Source organism: Methylobacillus methanolivorans, from assembly GCF_054588515.1.
Map to the genome: position 1 here is coordinate 185,323 of NZ_BAAILT010000002.1, position 25,440 is coordinate 210,762.

The following is a 25,440-nucleotide window of genomic DNA, read 5'->3' on the forward strand; positions in this document are numbered from 1 at the left end:
GTCTTGAAGGCACTTCGCGGTCATCGCGCATTGCCCGCCAATAGAGGTAGAATGATCTTCTACCTCAATACTACCGGAGGGGCTATGCGCCATTTTGTCACTGCTTTATCGTTTATTGCATTTTCTAGTCATGCCGTTGCGCTCGATTTGAGCAGTATTAGCAATGCTGACGCTAGCCAAGGCCTGAAACAGGCACTGACCCAAGGCGCTGAGCGAGCTGTCAGTCAATTGGGCCAGGCGGGCGGCTTTCTCAATAATCCGCAGGTGAAAATCCCTTTACCTGAGTCGATGCAAAAAGCGGAAAAAGCCATGCGCATGTTTGGCATGGGCAAGCAGGCGGATGAGTTGGTGGTTAAAATGAACCAGGCAGCAGAGGCTGCTGTACCTGAGGCCAAGGCCTTGCTGGTTAATTCCGTCAAGCAGATGAGCGTGCAGGACGCCAAGGATATCCTGACAGGCGGGCAGGACTCGGCGACGCAATATTTTCGCAAGACTACCTCCGGCCCTATGGCAGATAAGTTTCTGCCTATCGTGAAAAAGGCTACTCAAGATGTAGACCTCGCAAAGCAATATAATCGCTTTGCCGAGATGGGCAGTAAATATGGCTTGGTGGGCAAGGACCAGGCTAACCTTGAGCAATATGTGACGCAAAAAACGCTGGATGGTGTTTACCTGATGATGGCTGAGGAAGAAAAGGCCATTCGCCAGGACCCAATGGGCCAGGCAAGCAGTTTACTCAAGAAAGTGTTTGGGGCAGTGAAATAGCTTTTTTATTGTGCGCTGAGCAATCGTTGCGAACTAAAGCCTGTCAATTGTTCTAACCACATATTCAGTATGTGGGGAACAGCATGCAAACGCACCGCGTCTATATCATCCATGGTTACCAGGCTTCAGCGCAAAGCCATTGGTTTCCCTGGGTCAAGCGTACATTAGAGCAGCAGGATTTTGAGGTACAGGTGCTGGCATTACCAGCACCGGATCACCCGGATATTGATGCCTGGCTGGATTGTCTACGCGACAATATAAAACTGGGTAGCCAGACTTACTTGATTGGTCACAGTCTGGGTTGCATTACTTTGCTGCGCTATCTTGAGGATCAACAGCAAGCCGTAGCTGGTATGGCTCTGGTGTCTGGGTTCGCTGAACCATTAAGTTTCCTGCCAGTGCTGGATCCATTCAGCGCAGCGCCACTGGATGCAGAAAAACTGGTTCGCTTAGTGCCACAGCGCATCGTCATGGCGGCTCAAGATGATCACATCGTGCCTTACCCTTATTCATTACGCTTGGCCGAAAAACTTGATGCAGATTGGGAGTTATTTGAGCGTGGTGGGCACTTCATGGCACAGGATGGTTTTACCGAATTTCCTGCACTTTACGATGTGATGATACGCATGCGTGAGCAAGCCACATGAGCGAGGAGGGAGCATGAAGAAAGTAACCCAGCAAGTCGTACCTGCAGTGCGTGTGGCTTCTTATGCACTGAGCAAACCCTTTTATGAAAAACTCGGCTTCCGTGAATTGTGGACCCACCAATTCGAGCCGGGGTTACCCTTTTTTGCCGCGATTGCACGGGATGACATGCAGGTATTCCTCACCGAGCACACTGGCGATTGTGCTTTTGGCGCATTAGTACATTTTTACGTGGATGATGTCGATGCAGTGCACCTTGAGTTCCTGCAGCAGGGCTTGCATGTGACTGAGCCACCTGGCAATGATCTTGGGCCAAGTGTGCGTAATATGCTGATGGTGGACCTCGATGGCAACCGGCTGAACTTTGTGACCGTGACAGAGCCGTGAATATGCAGCACTGGATCTACCTGGCGATTGCCATCGTTGCCGAGGTGATCGCTACTTCGGCTCTCAAGGCCAGCGATGGCTTTAGTCAATGGCTGCCCAGTGTGTTGGTCGTGGTTGGCTATGGTTTGGCATTTTACTTTTTAGCACTGACCTTGCGCAGCATTCCGGTTGGCATTGCCTACGCGATTTGGTCGGGGTTAGGCATTGTCTTGGTGACGTTAATTGCACTAGTGTTGTATGGGCAAAAGCCAGATTTGCCAGCCGTCATCGGCATGGCATTGATCATCACTGGCGTTGTGGTGATGCAATTATTTTCCAGGACGACTGGCCATTGAAATCAATACGCAGCATGTGATTGCGTATTCAGGGTATGTACCCTCCAACACGAAAGGAATAAATAGTGGCTGCACCATGGCTGACGGTATTAAAGGTGGTTCCCTGGATTGAAGTGATTCGTAAGGCCCCAGAGATTGCAGATGGGGCGAGAAAGTTTTGGCACGCCGTCTCTGGCAAGCAGGAATATCAGGAGCCCGAGGCTTATGATGTGCCTTACAGCGAGCTGGATAACGCTAATGACAGGGAGGCCCGCGTTCAGTCGCTGGAAATGCAGCTAGCCAAACTACAAACCCAGATGGTGGAGTCTTCTAAATTATTGAAAACTTTGGCTGATCAGCATGAGCAACTTGTTGCCAACCTGGAAGATAGTCGCCGCCGTCTTGGCCGGTTATCCAGAATGACCATGGTGCTGGTCGTGGCACTGCTGGCTGTGGCGGCTTGGATCTGGCATTTGCCGCCGCAGATGTAGCCACTGAGGGCCTGCTCCCATGATATTGGCTTATAGCCTATCGGCATTGACCGTGTTGTTGACGCTCGGCTCTTTGGTGCGTCGCAATGAGTGGTGGTTTCGTGGCCTAGATTTTCCGCGCTTGCAAATCATTACCCTTGGCTTGCTTGCACTGCTGGCCTTGATGCTGATAGAAGCGCCATGGTCGCCCTTACGCTGGGGCATGTTGGCAGCCTTGTTGCTGGCCTTGTGGCATCAGTTGCGTATGGTGATCCCTTATACCCATCTTTGGCCTGATGAAGTCAAGGTGATTGACCCCCGGCATTATCGACCCGACAAACAATTGTCCATGATAGTCGCCAATGTACTGATGACGAATAACCAGCATTTCAAGCTGATTGAGCAAGTCAGGCTACTCAAGCCTGATGTGCTACTGACGCTGGAGTCAGACCGCATATGGGAACAGGCCATGACGGCGATTGAACGTGAATATCCTCACGTGGTGCGGGTGCCGCTGGATAATCTCTATGGTATGCATCTCTATAGCCGCTTGCCCTTGCGTACGCCAGAGGTGAAGTTTTTGCTGAGCCCGGAAATTCCCTCGATCCATGCGACGGTGATATTGCCTTGTGGTGCGCCAGTCAGGCTGCACTGCCTGCATCCCGAGCCGCCTAGCCCCACCGAGGCACCTGATTCTACTTTGCGGGATGCGGAGTTATTGATTGTGGGGCGTGAGGTTGGCAATACGGAGGGTAGCGTGATCGTGATGGGCGATCTCAATGACGTGGCTTGGTCGCGTACCACGCGTCTTTTCCAGCGCGTAAGTGGTTTGCTTGATCCGCGTAAGGGGCGTCATCATATCAACACTTATCACGCGGATTACCCTTTCCTGCGTTGGGCATTGGATCATATCTTCCATAGCACCGATTTTGGCCTGGTAAAAATGCAGCGCTTGCCGCATATTGGCTCAGATCACTTCCCGGTATTCACTCATCTGCAGTTGGAACGTCACCTGGAGTTTGTTCACACACCAGAATTGGCATCGCCTGACGACCAGGAGGAAGCAGAAGAAAAAGTGGAAGAAGGGGTGGAAAAAGCCGAGCAGTCTGGTTTCGAGGTTTCAGCAAGCGTTAAGCCGCTTGGGCCGATGTGATGCGGTTACGCCCATGGTGCTTGGATTGATAGAGTGCCGAATCGGCTTGCTCCATCAGGCTATTCAATGAATGCGCGATTTGATCGCTAGCCGCCACTGCAATACCAATGCTCAGGGTAATCGATAAGCCATCTTGTTTTAATTTTTCAGTGGCATGGGCAAAAGAGTTTTGCAAACGCTCGGCTACATCCTGAGCCTCTTTCTCCCCGCTTGCAGGCAGGATAATCACAAACTCATCACCACCTTGGCGCGCAAAGAGGTCTGAGCTGCGTAATTGGTTATGCACAATATCGGCAAACGTGCACAGCAACTGATCGCCAAATGCGTGTCCTAATTTATCGTTGACTTGCTTGAAGTGATCAATATCAACCAATAGTAGTGCTGTGACCGGGTGCGCGTCTGACTGGCGACGCATCGAGTTGTTTTCAATCGCAGCTTTCAGTCCTTCTCGGTTAAGAGCCGAAGTCAATGGGTCACGTAAGGCACGGCCTATCCAGTTGCGGTTGATGCGTTCCATGATCATTAACAGCATGGACATGTTCCACAGTGGACCAATGATCGCAGCGAGCAAAATGGTCCACATATTGATCCCACCAGACGCAAAGACAGATTCCCCTCCTAAATGGTGCGTTAGGCCGGCGATGGCACGCATCGCAAAGACTGCAGTTGCCATGGTGAAAATGCCAGAAACTAGGTAGGCCGAGGTGATATCCTCAGTCCTGGCAATACGGAAGGTGCTTTTGGCAACACAGTAGGCGTAGAAACCACAGGTGAGCGCAGTGAGTACGGTTCTTTCTGCATAGTAACTATCGGCATCCTGCATCAGGATGAACAGCACGGTGAGTATGCCAAGAAACAGCAAGTGCGGCTTTACAGCAATGCGTCGACGGTGATACAAGCGTTGAGTGGTCGCCATCAGCAGGTAATAGCCAATGATGGCCAGCATATTGGCCAGTACAATGCTGTAGAAATCTGGAATGATGTCACGGAATGTCAGCAGGAGAATCCCGCTACCCGTAGCAATATTGCTGATACCCCAATACTTCAGCCAGCGATCAAAACGCCCTGTGGTGCTGAGAGCAAACAGCACGAGTCCCGTCGTTGTGGCAAACAGGCCGACGAGGAAGTAAATGGTTTTGACATCAAGCTGCAGCATGTCTGTGGGCGAAGGCCTATTAGAGTGAGTGATTATAACGACTTATCCCTGAAAAATCTTGGTGTTGGGCTCGTGCCGGCATCGCTTTGCAAGGTTTTGCACTGAATCGTGACAGTGGCACAATCGATGTAGGAGGTGGTGGCTATATACAACCACCATGGTGGTTGTATATAGCCAATTTAATAAATGTTTGAAAAATTTATCTATTTATATCAATAGTTTGAATATTGGCATTGATATTGCTGATAAAAACACACCTGAATGAATCCGCATGCCCATGTCCCAAGATCATCTCTGCAAGCAAGGCGTGATCCAGCTGCTCTACCAAGAGCATCATGCTTGGTTGCGGGCGTGGATTAACAAAAAGCTTGGTTGCCGACAGGGCGCTGCTGATCTAGCGCAAGATACCTTCCTGAGTCTCCTCCTTAAAGCTGATCTACCAGTCTTGCAAGAGCCCCGGGCTTATTTGAGCCGCGTGGCGCATGGTCTGATGGTCGATCAATTGCGACGGCGTGATCTGGAGCGTGCCTACCTAGAGGCCCTGGCGCAGTTTGCACCTGTAGAGGTGGCCTCTCCTGAAGCGCGTGCGATGGTGTTGGATATCTTGATCAAGCTCGACATCATGCTGGATGGCTTGCCAACAAAAGTGCGTACAGCCTTTTTGCTTTTGCAACTTGAGGGTCTCAGCTATAGCGACATTGCCAACCAGCTTGGCGTAAGCACACGTACCGTGGGCAACTATGTGGCCAGGGCCATGTTGCAATGCATGGTCTTGCTTGAAGAGTAGGGCCGGAACAATTGCCATGGATGATCGCATGATCAAGCCAACCCCGGCGATGCGTGCTGCTAGTGAGTGGTATGCCAGGCTGGCATCAGGCGAGCGTTCTACAGAAACGCAGCAAGCCTGGCGCACCTGGCTGGATGCTGATCCAGCACACCAAAGCGCTTGGCAACAATTGGAGCGTGTCACCCAGCATTTTGGCCAAGTGCCTTCCGAGGTCGGCATGGCAACGCTGCAACTGCCGCCAGTGGCTGATCGTCGACGTATCATCAAGCACCTTGCCTTGTTCCTGACGGCTAGCGCTACCGGGTTATATGCTTATCGCGAGCAACCCTGGCGGGGTATGCTGGCAGACGCCAGCACCAAGGTAGGCGAGCATACACAGATTGCACTGGAAGATGGTACCAGCCTGCACTTGAATACCAACAGTGCCGTCAATGTGCGCTATTCGGCTACCGAGCGTGTAATCGAATTGATCCAGGGTGAGGTTTATATTGAAACAGCGCATGAGGCAACCACGACTTATCGCCCTTTTAGGGTAGAGACCCGCCATGGCCGCGCTACTGCACTGGGCACTCGTTTCAGTGTGCGCGATTTATCGCATCAGACCAAAGCCTCCGTGTTTGAGGGGGCGGTAGCCATTAAGCCTCGCTACTTCGGGGGAGAAGCCATGCGGTTGAATGCAGGTGAATCCATCACATTTACCGACCAAAAGTTCGCAGGTAAGCTGGCGGCACGTGCAACAGATATGGCCTGGATCAATGGCATAGTCGTGGTCTACGCCATGCGCCTTGATGACTTTACCCAGGAAATCGCACGCTACAAGGCTGGTGTCCTGCGCTGTGATCCCGCGGTTGCCAGCCTGCAAATATCAGGCTCTTTCCCCACCCAGGACATGGAGTCTGTTTTGCAGACTCTAGAGCGTACGTTACCTGTAAGGGTAGAGCGCTTCACCCGGTTTTGGGTCACACTCGTGCCAGCTTGATGCGCAATCACTAAATTTTTTTCATAATTGCTTTCCGGATTTTCATTCTCGTTCGGCATAGCAGCAAAACAACACAATTTGCTGCATATACGGGAGAGAAGATGAACTACGGAAGCTATCATAAGAGATACAACCAGCAAGTCAGGCAAAAAAGCGCCATGGCATTGACGATCAGCCTCATGTTATGGGGCAGTTCGCTTGCCAATGCAGCAGAACTCAACAAGCACATTCCGCAGAAAATCTATGACATTCCCGCTGGCGACCTCAGCGATACCCTGCCTGGATATGCCGCTCAATCAGGCGTATTGCTTGGCTTCGATCCCAGGCTCACGCAGGGTAAACGCAGTCCTGTACTCCGCGGCCCTTACACCATAAAGGAAGGCTTTGATGCCATCCTCAAAGGCACTGGCCTAGAAGCTGTGCAAGACAAAGATGGGCGCTATCAACTACAAAATGCAATCCCCAAAGTCGAAGACAAGCTCCCAGGCGAGAAATCGGCGATAGATTTTCAACATGTAGACGCAGTTGAAGTCCGCGCCAAGCGCTTCTATGAGATTGGCCCTTTAGGCGGCACCGGTCTGACTAAAGAGCAAATCCCTGGCAACGTCCAAAGCCTGACTGCCAAAGACATTAAAGAAGCTCACTCTTTGAGCTTGACTGACTTGATGAATTCCAGATTGCAGTCAGTCAATGTCAATGACTATCAGGGCAACCCATTCCAGATGGATGTCCAGTACCGTGGCTTTACAGCCGGTCCACAGATCGGAACGCCGCAAGGCCTATCCGCCTTCATTGATGGTATTCGCATCAATGAACCGTTTGGTGATGTCGTGAATTGGGACATGATCCCGATGAATGCACTCGCCAGCTTTGATGTGTTCCCCGGTTCCAATCCTATCTTTGGTTTAGGTACTCTAGGGGGTGCCCTCTCCATGAAAACCAAGGATGGCTTCAACAATACCAAAATCGATGCTGAAATCCTCACTGGCTCTTTCGGTAGACGGCAACTGCAAGCCGAAGGCGGCTGGAACAACGGCACTATCGCAGGCTTTGCCGCCGCCAACATCTTCCTTGAGGATGGCTGGCGCGATAACTCTCCTAGCAGGGTCAATCAAGTATTTGCCAAAGGCAGCTATCGTGGCGACAAGCTCGACCTCAACCTGAGTACATTAGTTGCATGGAATGACTTGACCGGTAACGGCATGATGCCAAACGAAATGTACAAGCAAGACCGTAACGGCGTTTTTACTTCCCCTGACACCACAGACAACCGCCTGCTGCAATTCCAACTTTCAGGCAGCTATTTTGTCAATGACAACCTTTCTATCACGGGACAGGTGTACAGGAGAAACAGCAAACGTAAACAGCGTGGTGCAGATGTTTATACGGAGTTTGAAAATCAATATGTAAAAAGAAACCTCGCAGATGGGGAGGTATATACCTGCCTATTTAATAGTACTAATAAATACGGATTGCCAAATTATTACATTGTTGCAGCGCCTAACGGTACCTGGACCCTAACCACCCCCTTTGTAAACAATGTCCGACAAAATGGGATTGATTATGCATTAGCACAATTACCAGCGGGATCTTTTAATGCAGATCTTCCAGAAGATTTCGCAGCATTTGCTAAACTACAATTAGAATCCACCAAAAACTTCCAGCAAACAGCGATTTTAACTGCGCAGGGCGATCCATCAGCAAATATTGCCCCCCCTCCGCCCCAGCCTTGGACAAATAATCAAGCTGAATATAACTATCGCGTTGCGCAGAATCTGGTCGGGATCGCCAGGAATGGCTTTAATTTCTCAAGAGCGCTCACTGCAGGCACACAATTTTATTGGTGGGAGGAAGGCCAGAACGGCAATCCCAATACGAAATATGTCATGATTATTGACCCTAACTCTGTGGTCAATGGCAGTACATGCCAAGGAGATATCAATAATGATGGCCTAAAAGTTCCGGGACCCAATGGTGGTTGGCTTACCGTAGATGGTGCTGCCTATAACAATGGCACTGGTACTGGTGTGGTAGAGGGCACTCCCACTGCTGTCATCACCGATACCCAAATCGACCAAGTCACCGATGGTGCTTCGCTCCAGCTCAACTGGAATTATGAAAAACATAAATTCATGGTGGGTGCCTCGGTGGATATGCCATGGGCGAAATACAAAAGCGGGCAAAGGTTTGGAATGTTCGATGCAGAACGTGAAGGTTATCTAGCCCCAGATGAAATCCGTGACCAATATGCCGCCGCCGATCAGGAAATCAGCAACAGCAATTTCAAGGGCCGTCAAGTCACCAAAAGTATTTATGCAAGTGAAACCTGGAGTCCGATTGAAACTTTAAATATCACGGGAGCACTTCGCTACAACGATACCAAAGGCAAGAACAAGATTGCTTCACGCACGCATGGTTCCTTCGTTGCCAATTTAGCTCAACTGGAAAACTTCCCGAATTATTATGACGTGTGCGTGAATGGTGTTTGTCCCACGACGGGCTACACCATCCCTGACGTTTCCAAGCTACTGAACGCTGCTGAAAAAGAGAAATTTAGTTATTACTCTCTAAATCCCTCTCTTGGGGCAACCTGGCAAGCCACACCTGACTTGAATATCTATGGCAGTGTCAGCCAAGGCACGCGTGTACCTTCCGTAGTAGAGCTTGGTTGTGCGTTTGATAGAACTCCAATCCCACATTACAACTCAAGCGGTCAAATTGATTACACCATCCCAAGAAGTCTAGCAGAAAACCGAGCTTGCTCTCTGCCTACAACTCTTTCAGGGGATCCTTACCTACCTCAGATCAAAGCCACGACTTGGGATTTTGGTATGCGAGGCAGATTTAATGATCATTTGGAATGGAATCTAGGAGTTTATCGTACCGATCTCAGGGATGATATCTACATGATCGGTTATCCTGGCAATCGCAATTTCTTCGACACCATTGGCGACACTCGCCGCCAGGGGCTAGAGGCTGGAATTACAGCAGCCTTCGAGAAATGGCGCTTACGACTAAATTACGCTCTGACAGAAGCCACTTTCCAGGATAAATTCTGGATGCCCGCCAATGACAATACCAGCTCAGTAGAAGAGTATTTTGGCAATCAAGAATACAGCCGACGTATCCAAGTCAAACCCGGTAACCGCATGCCTGGTGTGCCTTTACATAATCTCAACGCTACGCTGAGTTACATGGTCACACCAAAATGGCAGGTTGGCCTCACCGCTGTAGCGCACTCCTTTGCTTTTGTGCGCGGCAATGAAAACAACAAACACCGGGCCGGTGAAGTGCTTTATGACTCTGTAGTAGATGATAGCGGCGCCATTATTCAAGTAGTTAGACAGGCTGCAAATAATCCAGGTACTACCCCCGGCTATCTAGTGCTCAACCTCCAAACCAGCTATCAACTTAATTCCGAGTGGACTCTAGGTCTGCGGGTCAACAACTTACTGGACAAGGAGTATTTCAGTGCAGGCCGCCTGGGTCGCAATCCATTCTCTCCTGCTGTCTATGGTGCTATCGGGCCAGATGGATACAACCATAATTCCAATGACTGGCTGATGACGAATTTTCTGGCGCCGGGTGCGCCAAGAGCGGCATGGATTAGTTTGAGTTATTCGTTTGACCCTAGAAAATAGACGTGAATTCATGCGATTACTCACCAAGTGTTTCGTTGAAGTTAAGCGGTGCTGTTTAGGCCTGTTTACCCATGAGTATTGGCTACTCATCCTGCCCGGCATGTTCTTCCTCCTTCTGCTATGGGAGTTGAGCATGTTGTGGCTGGTCGTAGTGGGAGGCTGATTTTCCTTAATCCTCAAAGCGGTATCGCTGGGCAGAATCTGGTAAAATTCAGGTTTTGCCAACACTTTGAATTTCTTCATGTCCAGCCCAATGATCAGTCTTCGTGGCAGTGCCGCTTTATCCCCTTTCCGTATTGAGAAAATCCTGGTTGCGCTCAAGGGCGCCGCGCCGCGTATTACGCATTTGTATGCGGAGTTCTGGCATTTTGCTTGGTCTGCGCAGCCATTGAGTGATGCGCAGCAGGGTGTTCTGAAGCAGATTCTTACATATGGGCCGCGCTTGAGCGAGAAGTCTCCGGCTGGTGAGTTATTCCTGGTGGTGCCGCGTCCTGGCACGATTTCGCCGTGGTCTTCGCGGGCAACAGATATTGCGCGGCACTGTGGTATTGAGGCTATTCAGCGCCTTGAGCGTGGCATTGCCTTTTATGCGGCGACTGCTGATGGCAGCCCGCTGACGGACGCTGAGAGGTTGGCGCTGCGCCCCTTGATTCATGACCGCATGACAGAAGCGGTGTTTGCTGATTTGCAAGATGCACAAAAGCTTTATCACACCGCTGAGCCTGCACCTTTGTCTACAGTGGATATCCTGGCTGGTGGCAAGGCGGCCCTGGATGCTGCTAATGCCGATATGGGTCTGGCGCTCTCGCCTGATGAAGTAGATTACCTGGTGGAGAATTTCCAGCGCATGGGCCGCAACCCGACCGATGTTGAGCTGATGATGTTTGCCCAGGCCAACTCTGAGCACTGTAGGCACAAGATTTTCAATGCGGATTGGGTGATTGATGGCGTCGCCCAGGCGCAATCCCTGTTTGGCATGATCCGCAACACGCACAAGCTCAACCCCGGAAAAACGGTAGTGGCTTATGCTGATAATGCGTCTATCGTTGAAGGTAGCAAGACCAAGCGTTTTTACCCGCAGGCCGATGGTCAATATGGTTTTGTGGAGGAAGATATGCACTTCCTCATGAAGGTGGAAACGCATAACCATCCAACGGCGATTTCTCCTTTTGCTGGTGCAGCGACAGGGGCTGGTGGTGAAATCCGCGATGAAGGCGCGACAGGCTCTGGTTCCAAGCCCAAGGCTGGCCTGACTGGTTTTTCTGTCTCTAACCTCAATATTCCTGGGTTCAAGCAGCCTTGGGAGCAAGATCATGGCAAGCCTGCGCGCATTGCTTCGCCATTGCAGATCATGGTCGATGGCCCGTTGGGTGGTGCTGCTTACAACAATGAATTTGGCCGCCCGAATATTGCGGGGTATTTCCGTACGCTGGAAATTGAAGCTGCGGATGAAATCCGTGGTTATCATAAGCCCATCATGCTGGCTGGCGGCGTGGGCAATATTTCCGCCAAGCATTCCAAAAAGCACCCTATTCCGCCTGGTGCAGCCTTGATCCAGCTGGGTGGCCCAGCCATGCTGATTGGTTTGGGTGGCGGTGCGGCTTCCAGTATGGATACGGGTGCGAATACCGAAAACCTGGATTTTGATTCTGTGCAGCGTGGCAACCCCGAGTTGGAGCGCCGTGCGCAAGAGGTGATTGACCGTTGCTGGCAATTGGGTGACAAGAACCCGATTCTAAGTATTCACGATGTAGGGGCTGGTGGCATTTCCAACGCTTTCCCCGAGCTGGTCAATGATGCTGGCGTAGGCGCCAAGTTCCAGTTGCGCGATGTGCATAACGAGGAGCCAGGCATGGCCCCGCGCGAAATCTGGAGTAACGAGGCACAAGAACGCTACGTGATGGCAGTGCGCAAGGAAGACTTACCTTTGTTTGCTGAAATCTGTGAGCGCGAGCGCTGCCCGTTTGCCGTGGTGGGTGAAGCGACTGAAGAAAGGCATCTGACCGTTGCCGATAGCCACTTTGATAACAATCCGGTGGATATGGATCTTTCCGTGCTGTTGGGCAAGCCGCCCAAGATGACGCGTGATGTGAAGCATGTGACACGTGAATTACCCGTGTTTGACCATGCGGCGATTGATCTCAAGCAGGCAGCAGAGCGCGTGTTGCGCTTGCCTGGTGTCGCAGACAAGACTTTCCTCATTACCATTGGTGACCGCAGCGTGACTGGCCTGATCGCACGTGACCAGATGGTAGGCCCATGGCAAGTGCCGGTGGCCGATGTTGCCGTGACACTGGCAGGTTTTGAAACTTATCGTGGCGAAGCGTTTGCGATTGGCGAGAAAGCGCCGTTGGCACTGATTGATGGCCCAGCATCTGGCCGCATGGCGATTGGTGAATCCATCACCAATATCGCTGCCAGCCTCATTGATGACATCGCCGAGCTGAAGCTTTCTGCCAACTGGATGGCCCCAGCCGGGCATCCGGGTGAGGATGCGGCATTGTTTGATACCGTCAAGGCAGTGGGGATGGAGTTGTGTCCTGCGCTGGGTATTAGCATCCCGGTGGGCAAGGATTCAATGTCCATGAAGACTGTCTGGGAAGAGGGCGGCGAGAAAAAAGCCGTGACTTCGCCGATTTCCCTGGTGGTGACTGCCTTTGCACCGACGCCAGATGCACGCAAAACCCTGACACCACAGTTGCGCACTGATCTGGGTGATACCAAGTTATTGCTGATCGACCTGGGCGCAGGCAAGAACCGCATGGGTGGCTCCGCGCTAGCACAAGTGTATGGCGCGGTTGGTAATGTCGCACCAGATGTGGATGACGCTGCTAGCCTCAAGGCTTTCTTTGATGCTGTGCAAAAGCTCAATCGTGAAGGCAAACTGCTGGCCTATCATGACCGTTCCGACGGTGGCTTGTTCTCTACCGTGGTGGAAATGGCGTTTGCCGGGCGTTGCGGCCTGGATATTGATATCACCAGCCTGGGCGAAGATGCCGTGGCTGCACTTTACAACGAGGAGCTGGGCGCGGTGTTACAAGTGCGTGCTGCTGAAGCCGATGCGATTGTGGCCGAGCTCAAGCCGCAGTTGCCTGGCCTGGTGCACGTGATCGGCACACCCGCGACACATGGCAATATCCGCATCCACCAGGATGGCCGTGTGGTATTTACCGAAAGTCGTGTTGCCCTGCATCGTGCCTGGTCTGAAACGACTTACCAAATGCAGAAGCTGCGGGATAACCCGCAATGTGCACAGCAGGAATATGACCGGATCCTTGATGAAAAGGATGCAGGCCTGCATGCCAAGCTGAGTTTTGACCCAGCTGACAACATCGCAGCCCCCTATATTGCCAGTGGTGCCAAGCCCAAGATGGCGATCCTGCGCGAGCAGGGCGTCAATGGGCAGGTGGAGATGGCGGCGGCATTCGACCGCGCTGGTTTCCAGGCGCACGACGTGCATATGAGCGACATCATCAGCGGCCGTGTCAGCCTCAAGGATTTTGCTGGTTTCGTGGCTTGTGGTGGCTTCTCGTATGGCGATGTACTGGGTGCGGGCGAAGGTTGGGCCAAGTCTATCCTGTTCAACCCGCGTGCGCGTGAGGAGTTCTCTGCATTCTTCCAGCGTCAGGATTCCTTTGCCTTGGGTATCTGTAATGGTTGCCAGATGATGAGCAACCTGCACAGTATTATCCCTGGTGCTGAAAACTGGCCGCACTTTGTGCGCAATCGTTCCGAACAGTTTGAAGCACGCGTGGCGATGGTGGAGGTGCTGGAGTCGCCCTCCCTGTTCTTCAATGGCATGGCAGGAAGCCGCATGCCGATTGCCGTGGCGCATGGTGAAGGCTATGCCGAGTTTGCCGATGTGGCGACCCAGCAGCGTGCTCAAGCCGCAGGTCTGGTGACGCTGCGCTATGTTGATAATAGTGGTGTTCCTACCGAGATTTATCCGTTCAACCCGAATGGTTCGCCACAAGGGATTACCGGTCTGACTACCGCTGATGGACGTTTCAGTATTATGATGCCTCATCCGGAGCGTGTATTCCGCGCTGTGCAGCATTCATGGCACCCTGATGCTTGGGGTGAGGATGGGCCGTGGATTCGTATGTTCCGCAATGCTAGGAAGTTTATCGGCTAAGCGGTCAACAGCGAACGCAAGATGTGCGTTGGGTTGAACAGGATGCAGCGTTATAGCTGTATTCCTGACAGCTCTCACAATAATAAGCACACTTGAAATTAATGATGATTACTATGGAGAAGTAGCATGAAAAAGATGTTGAAAGTCATCCTGGCAACATTGGTGTTGGGTTGGGCAGTGGTTTCTCACGCCGAGGATCCACAGGTGGAATATACCGATGCCATTGGCAAGGGTGACATGAAGGTGGTGAAGAAATATTTTAATAATCCTTACACGGTCAATGAGTTATTCTTCGCCTGGACCGGCCTGGAAATCGCCGCCAACAAGGGCCAATTAAAAACGGTCAAGTTCTTTGTCGAAAATGGTGCTGATGTGAACTACAAGCACCCGATCACCAAGATGACAGCTCTGCACTTGGCGGCCTATCAAGGTAACAAGGATGTGGTGAAGTACTTGATCGATCATGGTGCCGATGTCAACGCTAAGTTGCGTGGCAATGTTTCCATCATCCGCGCCCTGAAGGATGAGGGCCGTACTGATATGGTTGAGTTTCTCGAGGCTGCTGGTGCCAAGAATGATGGCTGCCAGGAAGAGAAGTGCCACTGATATAGCGTCATGCCACCATAGCAAAGCCATGTCAGGCATGGCCTTGTTGTGGATGTGATCAATCAAATGCCGGACATGTTCCGGCATTTTTCATGGTGGGGCGGGAACCTAAGCTTGGCCACAAGTTCGTAATCCTTGTTGATCACAGTTGTGCAGATATGGGGGATAGAGTGAAAAAATCGTTCATCAACGGATTACCAGTACTAGCGGCCACTGCGGCTTTGATGGCATGTACCACTGTGGCTGCGGTGAGTAAAACACCTGACGACATTGCCGCTAGCCTGACTTTACCGCCAGGGTTCAAGATCACGACTTTTGCCAAGCTCAACCCGGCCAAGGGTGATTATTTTCGTGGGCCACGTTTTATGGCGTTCGGGCCGGATGGCCATCTTTATTTGGCCAGCAGTGTGGATAACACCGTGTATATGCTGCCAGACCGCAACCGTGACGGTGTGGCCGATGATGTAGTGCCAGTGGTGGAAGGCTTGAATGCACCGAATAGCCTGGTGTTTGTTGGCAATACTATGTTGGTGGCGAATCAGGATGGGGTGATGCGGGTGGAGCGGGCGCAAGATAGTAAGCAAGCTGCTGCCAAGCTGATACCCTTTATTAGCCATCTACCCAGCGGTGGTCACACGCTCAAGACGATCAAGCTGGGGCCGGACAATCACCTCTATATGAATGTTGGTTCCAGCTGCAATGTCTGCGTGGAGCAAGATCCACAGCGGGCTACCATATTGCGCTATACGTTGGATGGCAAGCCTGCTGGTGCGCCGGATGGTAGCGTGAGCGGCGCCAGGAGTGCAGTGTGGGCCAGTGGCTTACGTAATTCGCAGGGGTTTGCCTGGCAGCCCGGCACTGGTGATTTCTATGCTACCAACAACGGTGCGGATATGCGCTCTGAAACCAAGGGCGGGGCCATGAACGATGAGCTGCCACCCGAGCATATCAACAAGATTGAGCCGGGCAAGCATTATGGCTGGCCGCATTGCTGGGGCAACCGTTTCACAGACCCCAACTTCCCTGGCAAGCCTGGTTTCTGCGATAACATGCAGCCGCCGGCCATTACCTTGCGTGCGCATTCCACACCGATAGGCATTACTTTTCTTGACCAGGCCAAATTCCCCACTGAATACAAGCAGGATGCGATTGTTGCCCTGCATGGCTCCTGGAATAGGGTGGAGCCTTATGGCTACAAACTGGTGCGTATCCGCTTTAAGGAGAATAAACCGGTGGCAGTGGAAGATTTTGTGACTGGTTGGCAAACAAAGAACAGTGCCTGGGGTCGCCCCGTCGATGTGATCGTAGGGCCAGATGGAGCGCTATATGTCTCGGATGACAGAGCGGGTTTGGTGTATCGTATCAGCTATAACAAGCAATAAACGTGTGAGGAGCAATGTAATGAGAAAAAGTGTTCTGGGCTTGGCAACCTTGTTGTTGGCATCTGGTATTGCCCATGCCGAGGCGCCGCAACCTAGCAGCAAAGTCGTGGTATACATCAGCCCGTATGAATATACCAATGAGATCAAGCTCTGGCATTTCATGAAGGACTATTGGTTTGCACAGGGGCCGCTCATTGAGCCAGTGCTGACGAAAACGCTCAGTGCCAAGCTTGGTGAAACAGTCATGTGTGACGCTGGCGTGACAGGCAATGTGTTGCTCTGGGTCAAGCCCAAGATGTTCTATAACCCGCATATGCGTAACTTCTACGGCACTATCAACGCTACCGTCTACACTGGCAGTGGCAAGGCAATTGCCAGCTACACCGGGGAGTCGCGCTATAGCGGTGATCTGGACATTTTGCCTGGCAAAGCGGTGCAAGCTACGTATGACCTCGCCATCCAGCAGGTGGCAGATAAAATCAATGCCGACCCTGTCATCAAGAAGCTCATTAGCGATGGCATTGCCAGCAATCAGTCTTATACCCCCTGCGCGATGATTGCCTTGCTGCCGGGCCTGAAAAAGCCCTGATTTTTCATGACTTCCAACGTCATCTTGCGCGAAGCTTGTATTGCTTTACGCAAGATGACGTATGGTGAGTGAATCGCCACCAGACTATATTGATCTCATCCTTTCTGGTATGAGCGTCGTCTGGTTATGTCCATATCCTCTGCTGCTTCCTCTCTAGCCTCGACGAGGCCAGTTGCTTCCCGCGTTCCCGTGACTTTTGTGATAGTGGCGATTATTCTGGTGGCGGTTGCCTTACGCCCTGGGATCGTCTCCATGGGCCCACTGCTGCCCGACATCATTGATGAGTTTCAGCTATCGCACACTGTGGCATCCTTATTAACGGCGATTCCTGATGTATTAATGGGATTGTTGGCTTTGCCTACGCCATGGCTGGCAAGGCGTTATGGCCGCAATCCGGTGCTGCTTGCGGCATTGCTGCTACTTTGTGTGGCGATTGCTGCGCGTGCTTTTGCCTACAACGTCGAGATGTTGCTGTTAACCACGGCTGGTGTGGGCGCGGGGATCGCGATAGCAGGCGCCTTGATTGCGGGCTATATAAAGGGGAATTTCCCGCATAAGGCGGCCATGGTCATGGGTATTTACGCTACCGCGCTTTCTTTTGGCAGCACGGTATCTGCGGCGATTTCTGGCCCTGTTGCCATGCATGCTGACACTGGCTGGCGCATGGGAGCTGGCATGTGGAGTGTATGTGCCGTTATTGGCCTCCTTTGCTGGCTAGGTATAGCCAGGTTGGAGAAAGGCCGTGTATTGACCGCTGGGCAGCCGAGCGGTTTACCTTGGGGAAATCGCACCGCTTGGCTGGTAGCGTTATTTTTTGCCGCGGATAATTTCCTGTTTTATGCCGTCCTTTCCTGGACGGCACCCATGTACATTGAATATGGCGCTACGCCTGCTGTAGCTGGTTTTATCCTGGCAACGTTTACGACGGTCTTTATGGTGTCCAATCCTATTCTCGGCGCTATCAGCAGATCGGTAGACAGGCGCGGCCTGCTTGCCGCTTGCGCAATTCTGGCAGTGATGGGCTTGTTATTGATGGCGATCATGCCTATGTGGTCTCCTTTCATCAGTATTGCCATATGTGCTTTTGGTCTGGGCGGAGCCTTTACCCTGGGCATGACTTTGCCGCTGGATAACACTCACAGCGTGGATGAGGCAAATGCCTGGAATGCTTTTGTGCTGACGATCGGTTACTTGATCGCGGCGGTCGGGCCATTATCGGTAGGCTTCCTACACGACATGACACAGGATTTTCATCTGGCAAGCTGGTTATTGGTCCTGATGGCGATCATCATGCTGTTGATTACACCGTGGCTAAAGCCTCACCATGCACCATCGTAGCTAGTTCATGCGGTTGAGTTCGCTCGCATTCAACCGCATAATCCATGACATGGCGTGATCTCACATGCCAAGATAATCATCTGATGGATGTGGAGGAGTGTATGGTTAAAACGGTAATAGCCGCCTTATTTGGTGGCAGCTTGATGCTATCTGGGGTTGCTTCAGGGCATGAACTGAAAGTACTTCAGGGGTTCAAGAACCCGGAATCGGTCGTGGCAGACAAAGCTGGTAGAGTATATGTCTCCGAGATCGGCGAGTTCGAGAAAGATGGTGACGGCCAGATTGCCGTGATTGAGCCGGATGGCAAGCGTCGCGTATTTGCCAAGGGGATGAATGATCCTAAAGGCTTGGCGTTTGTAGGGCAGGATCTTTATGTTACCGACAAGAATCGTATTCTCAGGGTAGGAGTTGATGGTCAATGGACGGTCTTGGTTGATCAATCTGCTTTTCCTGTTGCTCCAGCCTTCCTGAACGACCTAGAGCCGGATTTTGATGGAAAATATCTCTATGTGAGTGACAGTGGCGACATCGCCAACCAGGGCGGAACCAGCGGTGCGATTTACCGCGTTATCCTGGCCACAGGCAAGGTGGAAACCATCATTAACCATCAGCAGGATGCACGTATCAAGGCGCCTAACGGCTTGTGGATGGATGATACCGGCGAAGTGCTGATCTACGTTGATTTTGCCAGTGGCGTGCTGTACAAACTTGACCTGCTCAATCGGCACTTGATCGAGCTGGCCAAAGGCTTCGGCGGTGGCGATGGCTTGGCACTAGGGGCTGACAAGAAGCTTTACATCAGCGATTACATCAATGGCAAAGTGTTCAGCCTTAGCATTGATGATGAGGTTAAGCTTGAAAAGCAGGGTTTTCAAAGTGCGGCTGATATTGGCGTGACTGCGGATGGCAAGGTATTGCTTATCCCGGACATGAAAGCAGGTACCGTAACCTGGCTGGAGTTGCATGAGTAGCTTTCTGTTAAGCCAGGCTTACTGATAAGTTGTAAATCTGCTGCGGATAACACGGCAGATTTACTGCATTAGCTGGACTTTTTGAGCAGATGCTTGCTTAACGATTTTGTTGCTTCAATCACATATTTCCTGTCTTTTTCTTCCAAGTTCTGCAACATCGCAATCAATCCCTCTATCTCAGGATCAAGCGATGTTGGGTTGGATGGCCCAAAAAAGGCTTCAATCGGGCTGGATAACTCATAGGCAATCTTGTTGAGCGTCTTGAGTGAAGGTGCTGTCACTCCACGTTCGATTCTCGATATTGTTTCGATTTCCACACCTAGTCGCTGAGCGACAAACTCTTGTGTCAGGCCTAGGTTTTTCCTGCGTGCTGCAATGGATAGGCCCAATTTCTTTCGTAATACATCCTTCATGGACTTGATCCTATATGTCTATTATCAAATAGACATATAGGATCGCTATTGACCTCGTTGTTTATAAGGAACTAATATGTCTATTAATATATAGACATAAAATATCTATTTTATATGCATGATTATTTTAACTTGATGATATCAAATAATAATTTAATGATATTTAGCTCGTTTGTATTGCTTGATCCGAGTGGTTTGTAAATAGACAAATTTATTTGATGTGCTTGATTAAAAATGAAAAATAAAGAGATGGTGTACCGCTGAGCAAGGCAGGGGAGAAGGATATGTATCGGCACAAGGCTCAACGTGGCAGTGAGAATGGCGGTTATGCATGCTAGTGCATAAGTATGTCAAAACCTTGAGGCAAATTGAGGCGTTAAAGGATGAGATTTTTAGGCAACGACAAGATTTCGAGCGCCAGATCAACCTTCACTTGGTGCAGATGGCAGATTTATGCGACGAACACCAAATAGCCTTGCTTAATAAAGACCTAGCATGCCGCAAGGCCTTGAGGAAAATTCACGAAGAGGCTTTTCTGGCAGGGGCCATGGATGAGCGTCAGGCGATGCGCAATAAGCCTGACTTGATGTTACGAATTTCTCCATGCATACAATGGATACAACCACCACATATATTACAGGCAAGGCGTTCTTGCGAATTTTGCCTGCATTATCAAGTCATTTTGCGAGGTTTCCCGTGCTTGGAGCCACATTTGCAGTTACTGGAACGCCAGTCCGTAGTGGATGTTGAGCACGAGTGGGATGACTTATTGAAAAAAGCCAGGACAATGACCAAGGCCCTCGTTAATACAAGCTTTGATGAGACCAATTATTTGGTGGAGTTTTGTGAGGACATCATCATGAATACTTTATCGAATGATAGGGAGTTACTTGAGACTATCACGATGCGATCCTCCTCTTCATGATCGCGGATTGCTAGCGTAAAGCTTGCCGCGCTTGCTTTGATTGTTGCTGTTCTGTCCCTCAAGCCACTTGCGTGGCTTGAGGGTTGGCGTTATTTGAAATTGTAATTAGCGGTGAACATGACCATGCGTGGGTCGCCAGGGTAGCAGGCGTTCCCGTTGCAGCCCACGATATACTCTTTGTCAGACAGGTTCCGGCCATTCAATGCAAAACGCCAAGGGCCAGTTTGATAATACAGGGCGGCATCAAGTACCGTATAGCTAGGGACTGTATAGCTATTGCTGCTATCTCCAGCCTTATCTCCCGTGTAGCGAGCACCAGCGCCGATGCGTAGTCCAGGTAACCATGGACTCAAGTCATAACTCAGCCACAGATTAGCCATATTTTTCGGAACCAGAATAGGGCGTTTGCCTTCTGTATTGGCAACACTGGGGCCAGCTTTAGTGATTTCGGCATCAATCAGCGTATAGCTGGCCACCAAGCTGAGATGTTGGGTAAGCTGTCCATTAGCTTCTATTTCGAATCCACGATGACGTTGCTCACCTACCTGGATACTGAAATCCGTATTATTTGGGTCGGTGGAAGAGACATTTTCCAGGAGTATCTCATAGGCGGAAACATTTGTACCGAAGCGTTTGTCTGCAGTTTCAAACTTGACGCCCGCTTCTTTTTGCTTGCCCGTGGTGGGTTTTAGCATGCCGCCATCGCTAGTGTTGCCCACTTCCGGCATGAAAGACTCGGTATAGCTCAGGTAGGGAGCAATCCCGCTGGAGAATTCATACAGTACACCTGCACGTCCAGTCGTGGCTCCTGGATCTGCTTTGAGGCGACGAGGTGTGTGGTTAGTGGGGGTGGGTAGTAGGGGGCGTTTCTGCAGCAGGCTGGTTTCATCACGGCGCAGGCCAAGTACGACGTTCCATCCATTACCGAACTTGAGATGGTCTTGCAGATAGAAGCCATATTGTTCCAGTTCGTCAGTACCTAGATGCCCAGTGGCAGTTGGTATGAAATTACCAATTGTAGTATTACTGTAATTTGGGTTGTAAACATTCAGTGTGTTGAGTGACCGGGTGCCGAATTTCTCCCGTTTGCTGTTCATATGCAATATATCCATTCCCAGAAGCACATCGTGTTTTATTGATGCTGTCTGAAATTGCAAGGACAGTTGGTTATCAACAGACAATGATTGAACATCAATATCGCGTACAGACATGGAGCGAGCCCAGGTAGTCTGTCCAGCACTCAAGTTATTGTTTCCACCATTCACCCAACTGCCGTCAAAATTAAAAGTGTTATAGCGTAGATTTTGCTTGAATTTGATTTGGTCATTGAATGCATGCGAGAGCTCATAACCTAGCAACGATTGCTCTGTCGTGATGGTGTTGAGGCCAGGTACACCAATATACCGGCTAAATGGAATATCTCCATTGGGGTTATGCTTGACCGTGCCTGCAGCAGGCAACCCGCGTATGGAAACATATTGACTCTTTTGGTAACTACTCAGCAGGGTCAGGCTGGTTTTATCGCTTATATCCCAGGTGAGGGAGGGCGCAATATAGGTACGTTGGCGATCCGCGTAATCTACTTGATCATCACTGGCGGATGAAATGGCGACCAATCGATAGCGTACGCTACCAGATTCATTGAGTGAGTCAGAAAAGTCGGCGCTTAATTGTTTTTGCTGGTAATTGCCATAACCTAAACCGATTTGTGCAATCGGTTTGTCGGTGGGGCGCTTGCTGACAAGGTTGACGAGACCTCCTGGCGCGGATTGTCCATAAAGAACGGAGGCAGGGCCTTTTAAAACTTCAATACGTTCTAGGCCAAACACTTCGGTTTGTCCCCAGGCTTGATCCAGAAACATACGCATGCCATCGCGCAGCACGAATTCGCTTTGGGTGAAACCGCGGATGGTAAAGTCATCCTGCCCACGACGGCCATATTGTCCGGCATCGACACCTGCAACCGAACGCAGGGCCTCTGTGACGGATTGTGCACCTTGGTCGCGGATTTGTTCGCTACCAACCACAGTAATCGATTGCGGGGTTTCGATCAGCTTGGCATTGGTTTTTGTGGCAGTTTGCGCTGTGCTGGCCTTGTATCCCTTGAAGGGGGTGGTGGTGGATTGCTCGTCGCGCTGGGTTTTGACACTGATTTCAGGGAGTTGATCCTGCCCTGTTGCCTCTTCGGCTGTTGATACCCCGATGACGAGCTGCGCACATGCGCAACTCCCGACCAAAAGTGCTTGTTTAAACATTGAATCATTTCCCTGAAAAATGAGCTGGCCTGATGCCAGGCCAGCGGATTTTATCAGTAAATGATATTGGTTATTATTTATTTTTCAGGATGTGTGTGGTGTTAGTCAGACTGTTTTCAGTCATTGGTTAGCCCTGTAGATCAAGCATCTGTAGGCTGCCATTTCCACTCCCTGATCTCAGGCATGTCTTCACCGTGCTGCCAGATGTATTGCTTATGTTGTGCGAGTTTTTCATCCATGAGCGCATTAAGCACAGCGGCGTTCTCGACATGAGGCAGCCAGCGCAAGGTGTTCTTGACCAAACTGTAGCGATCCAGACGGTTGAGTACTGTCATGTCGAATGGAGTGGTGGTTGTGCCTTCCTCCAGAAAGCCGTGCACGTGGAAGTTGGCATGGTTGTGGCGTTTGTAGGCAAGCCGGTGGATCAGTCCGGGGTAGCCGTGGAAGGCGAAGATCACCGGCTTGTCCTGCGTGAACAGTTCGTCGAAGGCCTCATCGGTGAGGCCGTGCGAATGCACTTCGTGAGGCACCAGGGCCATGAGGTCAACCACGTTGACGTAGCGTATCTTGAGTTCAGGCACGTGCTCGCGCAGCAGCATGACGGCAGCGAGCGACTCCATCACCGGCACGTCGCCTGCGCTGGCGATCACCAGGTCGGGCTCCTCGTCTGCGGCGCAGTTACCGGCCCAATCCCAGATGCTGGCGCCGCGGCGCGCATGTTCGATCGCGGCTGGCATGTCTAGCCATTGTCCTTGCGGCTGCTTGCCCGCGACGATGACGTTGATGAGGTTGCGGCTTTGCAGGCAGTGGTCGGTGACCGCGATCAGGGTGTTGGCGTCGGCGGGCAGGTAGATGCGGATGATGTCCGACTTCTTGTTGGCGGCATGGTCGATGAAGCCTGGGTCCTGGTGCGAGAAGCCGTTATGGTCCTGGCGCCAGACATGCGAGCTCAGCAGGATGTTGAGCGAGGCGATCGGCTTGCGCCAGGGGATATGTCCGCATTCCTTGAGCCACTTGGCATGCTGGTTGAACATCGAGTCGATGATATGGATGAATGCCTCATAGCAGGAAAAGAAGCCATGACGGCCGGTGAGCAAGTAGCCTTCCAGCCAGCCTTCGCAGCTATGTTCGGAGAGTATCTCCATCACGCCACCATGCGGCGCGAGGTTCTCGTCGCCTTCTAGACGCTCCGCCATCCATTGCCGCTTGGTAACTTCGAACAATGCCTGCAGGCGGTTGGAGTTGTTTTCATCCGGGCTAAATACGCGGAAGTTGTGCTGATTGAGCCGCCATACCTCGGCCAGGTATTTGCCGAGTTCGCCCGTTGTGCTGGCCTGGCGTTCGCCCGGCTGGGTCACGGCATAGGCGAACTTGCGGAAATCAGGCAGTTCCAGCGGCTTGAGCAGCAGGCCGCCGTTGGCATGTGGGTTGGCACCCATGCGACGTTCGCCCTTGGGCGCGAGCGTGCGCAGTTCTTCCTTGAGCCTGCCTTGGTCGTCAAACAGTTCGTGCGGCCCGTAGGATTGCATCCAGTCTTGCAACAGCTTGATATGCTCGGGCTTGTCCAATTCGCCGAACGGCACCTGATGCGCATGGAAGGTGCCGGTATTCGGCTTGCCGTCCACTTCCGCAGGCCCAGTCCAGCCCTTGGGTGAGCGCAGGATGATCATGGGCCAGCGCGGGCGGCTGACTTCGCGTTTCAGGCCGGCTTCGCGCTTGATCTGCTGAATTTCCCCGATGACTTGGTCCATGACGCTTGCCATGCGCTGGTGCATGAAGTCCGGGTCGCTGCCCTCGACGAAATATGGCTTGTAGCCATAGCCTTCGAACAGTTTCTGCAGCTCCTCATCGCTGATGCGAGAAAGGATGGTGGGATTGGCGATCTTGTAGCCGTTGAGGTGCAGGATGGGCAATACCACGCCGTCGGTCTTGGGATTGAGGAATTTGTTGCCGTGCCAAGAGGTGGCCAGCGGGCCGGTTTCCGCTTCGCCGTCGCCGACCACGCAGCAGGCGATCAGGTCCGGGTTGTCGAATACAGCGCCGAAGGCGTGCAGCAGGCAATAGCCTAGCTCGCCTCCCTCGTTGATCGAGCCTGGGGTCTGCGCCGAGGCATGGCTGGGAATGCCACCTGGGAAAGAGAACTGCTTGAACAGCTTGAGCATACCGGCCTCGTCCTCGGTGATTTCCGGGTAAAGCTCGGTATAGCTACCTTCCAGGTAGGTGTTGGCAACGATGGCCGGGCCACCATGGCCTGGGCCTGTGATGTAAATCATGTTCAGGTCATGCGCACGGATGACGCGATTGGCATGAACATAAACAAAATTGAGGCCAGGTGTAGTACCCCAATGGCCCAGTAGACGTGGCTTGATGTGTTCTGGCAACAGAGGCGTTTTGAGCAGGGGATTCGCGTAAAGGTAAATCTGGCCTACCGAGAGGTAGTTCGCTGCGCGCCAGTAGGCCTGCAGTTGAGCTAGTTCGTGTTCATTCAGGATATTGTTCGTGGCGAGTTGCGACATGGACATTCTCCTT

The 25,440-nt window shown here is 51.6% G+C and carries 21 protein-coding genes; 17 read left to right on the forward strand and 4 right to left on the reverse strand.

The window, feature by feature from the left end; all coding sequences use genetic code 11:
- Positions 1-84 precede the first annotated feature (84 nt).
- From LG202_RS02215 to LG202_RS02240, 6 genes are all read left to right on the forward strand, one after another.
- On the forward strand, positions 85-765 hold the full coding sequence (locus LG202_RS02215; RefSeq protein ID WP_230346791.1) for a DUF4197 domain-containing protein: 681 nt from the start codon (positions 85-87) through the stop codon (positions 763-765).
- Positions 766-848: 83 nt separating this feature from the next.
- Positions 849-1,412 carry an RBBP9/YdeN family alpha/beta hydrolase gene (locus tag LG202_RS02220; RefSeq protein WP_230346792.1) on the forward strand — a complete coding sequence of 188 codons (564 nt, stop codon included), beginning with the start codon at positions 849-851 and terminating at the stop codon, positions 1,410-1,412.
- Positions 1,413-1,425: 13 nt separating this feature from the next.
- The gene (locus LG202_RS02225) at positions 1,426-1,797 is read left to right on the forward strand and encodes a glyoxalase superfamily protein (protein WP_230346793.1); all 372 of its coding nucleotides are present in this window, start codon (positions 1,426-1,428) and stop codon (positions 1,795-1,797) included.
- A gap of 2 nt (positions 1,798-1,799) precedes the next feature.
- Positions 1,800-2,132 (forward strand): DMT family transporter, encoded by a 333-nt coding sequence (locus LG202_RS02230; protein WP_230346794.1) that lies wholly within the window; start codon positions 1,800-1,802, stop codon positions 2,130-2,132.
- Between the two features lie 65 nt (positions 2,133-2,197).
- Complete coding sequence (locus tag LG202_RS02235; RefSeq protein ID WP_230346795.1) at positions 2,198-2,602, forward strand: hypothetical protein; 405 nt, start codon at positions 2,198-2,200, stop codon at positions 2,600-2,602.
- Between the two features lie 19 nt (positions 2,603-2,621).
- Positions 2,622-3,734, forward strand: a complete 1,113-nt coding sequence (locus LG202_RS02240) for an endonuclease/exonuclease/phosphatase family protein (protein ID WP_230346796.1) — start codon at positions 2,622-2,624, stop codon at positions 3,732-3,734.
- On the opposite strand, the gene LG202_RS02245 is transcribed toward LG202_RS02240, so the two are convergent.
- On the reverse strand, positions 3,712-4,890 hold the full coding sequence (locus tag LG202_RS02245) for a GGDEF domain-containing protein (RefSeq protein ID WP_230346797.1): 1,179 nt from the start codon (positions 4,888-4,890) through the stop codon (positions 3,712-3,714). The genes LG202_RS02240 and LG202_RS02245 overlap by 23 nt on opposite strands.
- 271 nt (positions 4,891-5,161) lie before the next feature.
- Between LG202_RS02245 and LG202_RS02250 the strand changes: the two genes are divergently transcribed.
- The 10 genes from LG202_RS02250 to LG202_RS02295 all read left to right on the forward strand — a co-directional run bounded on the left by LG202_RS02250 (position 5,162) and on the right by LG202_RS02295 (position 19,318).
- On the forward strand, positions 5,162-5,677 hold the full coding sequence (locus tag LG202_RS02250) for a sigma-70 family RNA polymerase sigma factor (RefSeq protein WP_459724299.1): 516 nt from the start codon (positions 5,162-5,164) through the stop codon (positions 5,675-5,677).
- A gap of 28 nt (positions 5,678-5,705) precedes the next feature.
- Positions 5,706-6,656, forward strand: a complete 951-nt coding sequence (locus tag LG202_RS02255) for a FecR domain-containing protein (protein WP_230346798.1) — start codon at positions 5,706-5,708, stop codon at positions 6,654-6,656.
- A gap of 101 nt (positions 6,657-6,757) precedes the next feature.
- On the forward strand, positions 6,758-10,297 hold the full coding sequence (locus tag LG202_RS02260) for a TonB-dependent receptor domain-containing protein (protein ID WP_230346799.1): 3,540 nt from the start codon (positions 6,758-6,760) through the stop codon (positions 10,295-10,297).
- Positions 10,298-10,307: 10 nt separating this feature from the next.
- Positions 10,308-10,460 carry a hypothetical protein gene (locus LG202_RS02265; protein ID WP_230346800.1) on the forward strand — a complete coding sequence of 51 codons (153 nt, stop codon included), beginning with the start codon at positions 10,308-10,310 and terminating at the stop codon, positions 10,458-10,460.
- A gap of 78 nt (positions 10,461-10,538) precedes the next feature.
- Positions 10,539-14,432 carry a phosphoribosylformylglycinamidine synthase gene (gene purL, locus LG202_RS02270; RefSeq protein ID WP_230346801.1) on the forward strand — a complete coding sequence of 1,298 codons (3,894 nt, stop codon included), beginning with the start codon at positions 10,539-10,541 and terminating at the stop codon, positions 14,430-14,432.
- Positions 14,433-14,558: 126 nt separating this feature from the next.
- Positions 14,559-15,038 (forward strand): ankyrin repeat domain-containing protein, encoded by a 480-nt coding sequence (locus tag LG202_RS02275; protein WP_230346802.1) that lies wholly within the window; start codon positions 14,559-14,561, stop codon positions 15,036-15,038.
- Between the two features lie 224 nt (positions 15,039-15,262).
- Positions 15,263-16,420, forward strand: a complete 1,158-nt coding sequence (locus tag LG202_RS02280) for a PQQ-dependent sugar dehydrogenase (RefSeq protein WP_268867590.1) — start codon at positions 15,263-15,265, stop codon at positions 16,418-16,420.
- 19 nt (positions 16,421-16,439) lie between these two features.
- Positions 16,440-17,009 carry a hypothetical protein gene (locus LG202_RS02285; RefSeq protein ID WP_230346804.1) on the forward strand — a complete coding sequence of 190 codons (570 nt, stop codon included), beginning with the start codon at positions 16,440-16,442 and terminating at the stop codon, positions 17,007-17,009.
- Positions 17,010-17,135: 126 nt separating this feature from the next.
- Positions 17,136-18,347 carry an MFS transporter gene (locus LG202_RS02290; protein ID WP_230346805.1) on the forward strand — a complete coding sequence of 404 codons (1,212 nt, stop codon included), beginning with the start codon at positions 17,136-17,138 and terminating at the stop codon, positions 18,345-18,347.
- A 101-nt stretch (positions 18,348-18,448) separates the two neighbouring features.
- Complete coding sequence (locus LG202_RS02295) at positions 18,449-19,318, forward strand: SMP-30/gluconolactonase/LRE family protein (protein ID WP_230346806.1); 870 nt, start codon at positions 18,449-18,451, stop codon at positions 19,316-19,318.
- Positions 19,319-19,386: 68 nt separating this feature from the next.
- On the opposite strand, the gene LG202_RS02300 is transcribed toward LG202_RS02295, so the two are convergent.
- Positions 19,387-19,731 carry a helix-turn-helix domain-containing protein gene (locus LG202_RS02300; RefSeq protein WP_230346807.1) on the reverse strand — a complete coding sequence of 115 codons (345 nt, stop codon included), beginning with the start codon at positions 19,729-19,731 and terminating at the stop codon, positions 19,387-19,389.
- A 331-nt stretch (positions 19,732-20,062) separates the two neighbouring features.
- Here LG202_RS02300 and LG202_RS02305 point away from each other — a divergent pair, with 331 nt between their 5' ends.
- Positions 20,063-20,656 (forward strand): hypothetical protein, encoded by a 594-nt coding sequence (locus LG202_RS02305; RefSeq protein ID WP_230346808.1) that lies wholly within the window; start codon positions 20,063-20,065, stop codon positions 20,654-20,656.
- A gap of 89 nt (positions 20,657-20,745) precedes the next feature.
- Here LG202_RS02305 and LG202_RS02310 read toward each other — a convergent pair whose 3' ends face one another.
- Together LG202_RS02310 and LG202_RS02315 are read right to left on the reverse strand one after the other, a co-directional pair.
- On the reverse strand, positions 20,746-22,911 hold the full coding sequence (locus LG202_RS02310) for a TonB-dependent siderophore receptor (protein WP_230346809.1): 2,166 nt from the start codon (positions 22,909-22,911) through the stop codon (positions 20,746-20,748).
- Positions 22,912-23,051: 140 nt separating this feature from the next.
- Positions 23,052-25,427: a phosphoketolase family protein gene (locus LG202_RS02315; RefSeq protein WP_230346810.1), complete on the reverse strand. Its 2,376-nt coding sequence runs from the start codon at positions 25,425-25,427 to the stop codon at positions 23,052-23,054.
- Positions 25,428-25,440: the final 13 nt, after the last annotated feature.